General features: G+C 33.4%; 1 protein-coding gene. It reads left to right on the top strand.

Annotated features, from left to right (window positions below):
- Positions 1–78: 78 nt before the first annotated feature.
- Positions 79–771 (top strand): hypothetical protein, encoded by a 693-nt coding sequence (locus ACRBBL_RS27565; RefSeq protein ID WP_431372329.1) that lies wholly within the window; start codon positions 79–81, stop codon positions 769–771.
- Positions 772–806 lie beyond the last annotated feature (35 nt).

Below are 806 nucleotides of genomic sequence, written 5' to 3'. Positions count from 1 at the left end.
AGGAATCTATATTTTTGATTGACTTATAAATACGCATGAAAGTTAAGTATCTTTGTCATACTCTGATAAAAAACATTTATGAAGCACCTTCTTTTTGCGCTAACAATTCTACTAAGTTTACAAGCAATTTCTCAAACAGATTCCGAAAAGGAATGTGCTGAAAATGAAGCGGAAGCTAATGTTGATTTTAACAATGGAGAATTCACAGGATATCATGAATATATAGAGCCTGAATTCAGTACCAAGTGGGAATTTGAGTTTTTTTATCAAGCGTACATGTATTCAAAATACTCCATTTTCATGGAAACCAGTAGAGATGCTGATGGATGTTACGAAAGAAAAATGGACAGCTTAGTTCGATCCAAATTTGGTGCAGAGATCTATAAAGAAACAAGAAAGAAAGCGTTGAAAATTTTTGAAAATTCAACGAGACAAGAACGATCAAAAGTATTAGACCTTTCTAAATATTATATAAGTACGGAAAGTGCCCCAAAATTCATTGGGAACGATTATATCATTCAAAATTTTCTAGAAAAACACTTTGAATACAAAGGAAAAGAAGCTGCTGGGCATGATTTTAAATACCGACTCATTACGTTATTCATCAACAGAAAAGGACATATCACAAATTTTGAAACTCGTACAGATTTGCTGAAAGAGGATTTCAATAAAAACGACATCATTAAACAAATGAATGCGCTGGGAGATTTTGTTCCTGCGTATCTTATTGGAGTTCCTGTAAACGCCAAACTTCATGTGGATTTGTGGTGACTCACACAAAATTAAAAGCCCCAGTTTCTCAACCA

The organism is Kordia sp., assembly GCF_050633145.1.
Taxonomy (GTDB): Bacteria; Bacteroidota; Bacteroidia; order Flavobacteriales; family Flavobacteriaceae; genus Kordia.
The sequence above is the reverse complement of the archived record's forward strand: the minus strand, read 5'-3'. Positions and strand labels throughout refer to the sequence as shown.